This window comes from Botrimarina hoheduenensis (assembly GCF_007859815.1).
Taxonomy (GTDB): domain Bacteria; phylum Planctomycetota; class Planctomycetia; order Pirellulales; family Lacipirellulaceae; genus Botrimarina; species Botrimarina hoheduenensis.
Genome location: NZ_SJPH01000017.1, coordinates 1 through 5,899, shown reverse-complemented (window position 1 = coordinate 5,899; position 5,899 = coordinate 1). Strand labels below are relative to the sequence as shown.

Annotated in this window: 5 protein-coding genes; 1 reads left to right on the top strand and 4 read right to left on the bottom strand. The window is 55.6% G+C overall.

What is annotated here, in order from left to right; genetic code table 11:
• Positions 1-349 precede the first annotated feature (349 nt).
• Entirely contained in the window at positions 350-808 is a 459-nt protein-coding gene (locus tag Pla111_RS17020) for a hypothetical protein (RefSeq protein WP_146575665.1), read from the top strand.
• 153 nt (positions 809-961) lie between these two features.
• On the opposite strand, the gene Pla111_RS17015 is transcribed toward Pla111_RS17020, so the two are convergent.
• From Pla111_RS17015 to Pla111_RS17000, 4 genes are read right to left on the bottom strand one after another with little or no spacing between them, the layout of a single operon-like run.
• Positions 962-2,317, bottom strand: coding sequence for a TIGR02710 family CRISPR-associated CARF protein (locus Pla111_RS17015; protein ID WP_146575664.1), 1,356 nt, complete (start codon positions 2,315-2,317; stop codon positions 962-964).
• Between the two features lie 15 nt (positions 2,318-2,332).
• The gene (cas2, locus tag Pla111_RS17765) at positions 2,333-2,623 is read right to left on the bottom strand and encodes a CRISPR-associated endonuclease Cas2 (protein ID WP_146575663.1); all 291 of its coding nucleotides are present in this window, start codon (positions 2,621-2,623) and stop codon (positions 2,333-2,335) included.
• On the bottom strand, positions 2,529-3,632 hold the full coding sequence (cas1, locus tag Pla111_RS17005) for a CRISPR-associated endonuclease Cas1 (RefSeq protein WP_197525125.1): 1,104 nt from the start codon (positions 3,630-3,632) through the stop codon (positions 2,529-2,531). The genes cas2 and cas1 overlap by 95 nt, the downstream gene beginning before the upstream one ends.
• Positions 3,632-4,552, bottom strand: a complete 921-nt coding sequence (locus tag Pla111_RS17000; RefSeq protein WP_197525124.1) for a PEP-CTERM sorting domain-containing protein — start codon at positions 4,550-4,552, stop codon at positions 3,632-3,634. Before Pla111_RS17000 ends, cas1 begins: the two co-directional genes overlap by 1 nt.
• Between the last annotated feature and the right edge of the window lie 1,347 nt (positions 4,553-5,899).

The window sequence follows — 5,899 nt, the reverse complement described above, 5'->3', positions numbered from 1 at the left end:
TTCCGCTCCGGGCCCTGCTCAGCCTACGGCTTCGCAGGCCCCTCCGCTCCAGCTGCCCAACGGACTACCATCTAATCATCCCGATTCTCTCATAGCGACTGGCACATAGATCGGGGGAAGGCCACTAGCTGTTGAACTGCTCAACGATAACGAACGTTTACTCATAAAGAACCTAGAGAATCTCCAAGGCGATGAACGTGATGTCGTGTTCATCTCTTACACCTACGGACCGGACCGCGCCAGCAGCAGAGTAATAAACCGCTTTGGGCCGATCACTGGTGATGACGGCTGGCGGAGGCTTAACGTGCTCGTGAGCCGTGCTCGCCGTCGGGTTGAAGTCTTTTCTTCTATGCAGCCCTCGGACATCCAGAGCGGCCCGAGCAAGAGTCGCGGGGTTACTGCCTTTCGCGACTACTTGGAGTACGTGCAAACGGGCTTCTTGCCGAAGCGTACGGTCAACCAAGATCGTCCCATGGAGTCTCCCTTTGAGGAAGCTGTCGCCCGTGTTGTTTCTGAACTTGGCTACGAAGTGGTCCCGCAGGTGGGCGTCGCCGGGTATTTCATCGACTTGGGGATACGAGAGCCTGGCAAAGAGAACTTCTTGCTCGGCGTCGAATGCGATGGGGCGACATACCACTCATCCAAGAGCGCCCGCGACCGCGACCGCCTCAGAGAAGAAGTGATTCGCTCGCGAGGATGGGAACTGCATCGCATCTGGTCGACTGACTGGTATCTCAATCAGAAGCACGAGCAAGAGCGACTTGCCAAGCGGATCGCGGAACTAGCCAGTCCAGCAGTACAAGCTTGAATCCTAACGCTCATCGCTTCTTGTGCTTTTTTCAGCTACCGTTCGCAGGGCGCAAGTGACGAAAACTTGTCCTACACACGCTGAAAATCTGAGATGGCACACCAGCCTGCTTCTTCAGCTCCAGGCGCCATCCATGGCCCGATAAACCGCTCTTTAGGTTACCCATGGGCAGGATACAAACGTCGACTCCTCAATGGCTAGGTCGAGATCTTGCCCAACGTCTTTAGCATGCCAATCCAATATTTGTCTACTTAGCACGAGTAACTTCGCTGCGGACTCTGCTCCGATCGGGCTGACGCCGTGCGCTAGCAAGGATTCATTGCGTTTGTTTAGCAGAGTGCCCAATTCGCTCTTCTGATACAAGTCGTGCGAATTCATGTTGTACTCCTTAACGACACGAGCAGACACCGGATCGCCGGCCTCGGCTGTAACTAGAAAGGTATCGACTGAGCCTAACTTGTTGTCTTTATCTTTCAATGCTGCTCTTCCTTTGGCGTAGTCTGGCGCATTCTCACGAATCCAATCTGCATCGACGTTACTTGTTGGTTCAGGGGTATTCCATTTTAGCGACCTCAATTTGCAGTACCGCATTTGTCCTATGTATTCAATGAGCCGGTACAATCTCGCAACGGCATCGTCGTGCCGACCAGCTTTATGCGTGCGTTCGGCATTCGCCCACAGATCTGATAATCTTGCTAAAGGACAATTGCCCTCTTTACAACGTTTTAATCGCGCATTTTGCTTGCCTATTTTTTCTACATCCCACCGAGTTCTGAATAATGCGTCGCTCGAAATTTCTATACTGCTTGGCCAGGGCACCAGCTGTTTATGGCCGGAAATATTCTTATGACTATGAATTAAATCAAAAGCTTTATCCCAATTAAAGCGCTGCCAATGATCGTACGCATAAGACAAGAATGCAAGCGACGCCGCGCGGGCCTTGAGCGTCTCATCGTCGAGGCTAGGGAGTAACGCCAGCGCCTGATGGCGAACGGCTTCGAATTGCCCGATGTTGAACAGACGCCCCAGTTCACTGAGTAGCAAGTCCGCATAGGCGGCATCGGTAGCGACCGAGATAATCGAGTCGGTTCGAATTGCTCTACCGCTTTCATCTCTTGGACCCGTCCCGTAGAGCAAACGATTCAAGCGACGGCCGATGCTTACCGCAACCACCGCAGCCGACATGGCCTTGGTGCCGCTGGTGTAGTCCGCGATGAACTCTGCGTCAGGAAACTCTTCCCTAAGTTCGTCGACCTTAGTCTGTAGCTTATTGATGACTTTTTCGACTTGGTCTTCGTTCTCCAGAATCAGCGTGGTAGGTTCCGCCGGTGGTGTTACGCCCAGCTGCTTGCAGCTCGCAATAACCTTGGGCAATGTCTCGCGTTCGGTAAGCTCAGAACAAACCCAAAGCACGTGGTCTGGTTGTTCATTCTTCAACACCAGTGCCAGCGCTTCCCACACGGGATTGTCAGGTCCACCGGTTCCGACTGACTGAACGAGGATCTTCATGATTTGGTCGCCAGGTTAGAATAGCCAAGACTGAGTCGCTTTATTGGGCGCGGGCTTGCCGAGCACCAGACCACTGCGTCGGCAGCGTTCGCATATCCAGTAGCATCGTAGTTCATCAAGTTCAGGGTCGGCAATAGCCATGAGGCGTTCCCACGTAACGATACGCTGGCTTGATGCAAGCCAGCCCTCGTAAACCGATTTCTGCACGCGATCAGTCGCTTCGCAAGCAATCTTGGCCAGTAGACGACGCCGTTTCGAGCACGGTGTGTCGTAAGCGATCAGCGCGAGTTGTTTGTGGAGCGTCATGAAGGAGACTCTCTGATAGCGGCTCTAGGGTGGGCTCCTCCTTGTGTTCGTTGGGTTCCTTGTATAGTCGTCGTAGATCGGTTTGTATGCGACGGGAAATTCGCTCGCGTAAGCAACTCTTACAGCCTTTCGTGCGAGTCATGAATTGGTCGTATAGCTGTCGATAGCGGTGGGCTGCTTCCGTCGTGAGCCAGACTCCGGACCCCGCGGGGGCACGGCGAAAGTCTTCGGCTCCGTAGTTACGCAAATTAACGGAACGCAGCACCAAGCGATCGATAATCCGCCGGCGCCAAGGCTCCATCAAATCGAGCGCCAATGCCGGTCTCCCCGGCCGCAGCACGTGGTAGAAGCCGAGCGCGGGGTCGTATCCTGACGCGGCAATCCGCCCTGTTACTTCGTTCGCCAGCAACGCATAGCCGTAACTGAGCAGTGCCGAGACGGCGCACTGTGGGGGCCGACGAGTGCGCTGCTCGAAATCAAATTCGCCGCGTAGCATACAACTGAATGCCTGCCAGTAGATCGCCGCCATGCGACCTTCCACGCCACGGAGCGTATCAATCGATAACGCCGTCTCAATTCTTGGCTCAAACTCACGCAGACGAGCGTGTAGCTGCTTGAGTTCGGCGCTAGGGTGATTCGCACGGTGCGCAGCTACCAGCCCAACCGTGGCTTCGTGCAACTCAGTCATCAAGCTGCGTGCCGCTACGACGCGTCTTGCCGGATCGCTCCATAACGCATGCTGAGCAACGATGCGTCGCCACCGTGCCTCGCCGACCGGCCCCAGTCGCCCAAGGCAAACACCGTTTCTGGTTGTCCAGCTCACGGCGATCTTGCTACGCAGCAACCGTCGCAATGCGTCGCCTGTCACTTCAACGCCGGCCGACAGGCTGACCTCGTCAATCTCGTTCAGAGCAATCCGCGCGAGGACTTCGCCCGATCGCTCGATAACGATGCGTCCTCCCTGGGTGCGCACTTTGGTGCGCGGCGTTTCCACGTGCAGCGGAGGCACTAGTCGAACCTCTGCATTAGGTATTTCGAGCACGCCGATCCGGTGCGACGGCTTCTGATTGCCAGACCGCCGACGACCATTGTCAGCATCCCTAAGCTGCCGGGTTCGGGGACGATCCGGATGGTGATGTGGTCGCGCACGATCTCCTGATAACGATCCCAAACGGCAGCGGCGTTGTAGGGCGGCCCTTCGTTGTCGATGCGAGGATCCGGATTCCAGTAATCGAAACGATGCTCCCAGGGGGTCGGATCGGCTTCGAATATGGCCGCAACAAACGCCACGGTATTCAGATAGCGGCCATTCTCCGTCAACAGGTTTCCGAAAACATGCAAGGGCTGCCCGGCGATGGCGTTCCGCGTGTCGGCGCCCTCGACCAGGGCGTTGTAGATCACATCTCCCACGGTCAAGATCGACAGGTCGGCGATGCCGCGCGCTACGACCTCATCTTGAAACAACCGATAGTACCCGCGGCGCGACTGCGTGGGTTGCAGGAAGTCGGGCACAGAGAGATCCGGCGGCAGCCCCCACCAAGGGTCTGTCGGCGACGCCATGTTGCCCAGCAAGAAAAGGCGGGTGTTTTGGTTGTATCCGTTTTGCCTCACGAGCCGCAGGATTTCCGCGACAGCGTCCAGGTCGGTCTTGAGGGTCGAGCCAGACTTGGCGCGGAGTTCGAGCACGATCGCATCGTAGTCGGTCTGGACGTCGTTCAAGTCGATCGAGGTGCGTGAAGCATAGGTCGGCGCGAAGGCGATCTCGTGCAACGAGGCTGTCGAGAGCGAGTGGTAGTCCCACACGATTTCTCGGGGCGCGCCGACCGCATTCATAGCCGCTTGGTCGTAGTCATTGATTCTACTGGAACCAATGCCAAGAACACGAAACGGGGCGGCTTCTGAGAGGAGCGGCAAACAACAGAAGTTCATTAAAATAAGCAGGTATCGTAAACGCATTTCGTTTTTCCTTAGGCAGTTTGACTACGGCAAAGACACGGCATGAGCCGTGGGGTGACCCTATAACTAGGTCTCAATCCCTTCTCAAACAGGGATGGGTTCTAACGCACGAAGAAACACCGGAAGGGTTGCTGTCGCGTGAGTCTCAATCCCTTCTCAAACAGGGATGGGTTCTAACAAAAATCGACGTTCCGAAAACCGGAGAGAAGTACCTGTCTCAATCCCTTCTCAAACAGGGATGGGTTCTAACGACATATTCGCGAGTACAACGCGACATGGCTAGCAAGGTCTCAATCCCTTCTCAAACAGGGATGGGTTCTAACTGAACGATCTCCGCCTCATCGTTGGGGCGCGTCAAGTGCAAGTGGTCCGCGAGCAGGCGGAAGTGAGCGCGAGTAAGCATATATTCTCCGAGAGTGTAATGTGTGTGTATGTGTAATGTGTGTCAGCCTAAAGCACTATCGACGATACGTTTCCAATCGCGAGTAGGGGGGTTAGTTAGTAGGTACTCACCCAGCATGTATATACTGTTGTTTGGTAGTGTGATACCAAGCGGCGCGAGTGTATATATATCGACTGTACACACTACGTTTGAAAGCCTACCCCTAATCACATGAGCCGGAATCTCGCGCCCACGGGACCGCCCGATCATCCGCCACGCCGCGCCGAGCATACCCGCAGCATCCCTTGCTCTCTCACAGCGCACCAGCTCATCGCCCCACCGATGCGCGACGTAGACCCTATCCGCTAGGCTCAAATCGTATACCGATCCTGGTAGTGCCAGCGCAACAAGGCCCGGTGCGGCCATCATGACCGGGTCCGCCTCGACAAAGCGCGTAAGGTGCAGCACAGACCCCCCCATCACGGCAAGAGAAAGGGGGGCAGCGCGAGAACGCCACCCCCCCACAAAACTACACTACTGACTAGCCTTGCTGCTGCTGCTGTTCCGCGCGGCGAATCGCGTTACTGAATAATTGGCGCTGCGGCTTACCTTCGCTGTCTCAATCCCTTCTCAAACAGGGATGGGTTCTAACGAGAGCCGCGGCTCGTTCGGTAGGCTTCGAATGGTGGACCGTCTCAATCCCTTCTCAAACAGGGATGGGTTCTAACATCGCAGGTGAGACTATCACCGGCGCGCCCGTCCTAGCGTCTCAATCCCTTCTCAAACAGGGATGGGTTCTAACAATGCGGTAGTGGTTCGGAAGCTTGCGATTCTTGGCATGTCTCAATCCCTTCTCAAACAGGGATGGGTTCTAACCAGGTTGTGTCGCTGGCTGATAGTTTTCGTGCGGGAAACTGGTCTCAATCCCTTCTCAAACA

Coding starts and splice junctions, on each gene's coding strand:
- Pla111_RS17020 (WP_146575665.1), top strand. CDS start 350: ATGCAGCCCTCGGACATCCAGAGCGGCCCGAGCAAGAGTCGCGGGGTT.
- Pla111_RS17015 (WP_146575664.1), bottom strand. CDS start 2,317: ATGAAGATCCTCGTTCAGTCAGTCGGAACCGGTGGACCTGACAATCCC.
- Pla111_RS17000 (WP_197525124.1), bottom strand. CDS start 4,552: ATGAACTTCTGTTGTTTGCCGCTCCTCTCAGAAGCCGCCCCGTTTCGT.
- cas2 (WP_146575663.1), bottom strand. CDS start 2,623: ATGACGCTCCACAAACAACTCGCGCTGATCGCTTACGACACACCGTGC.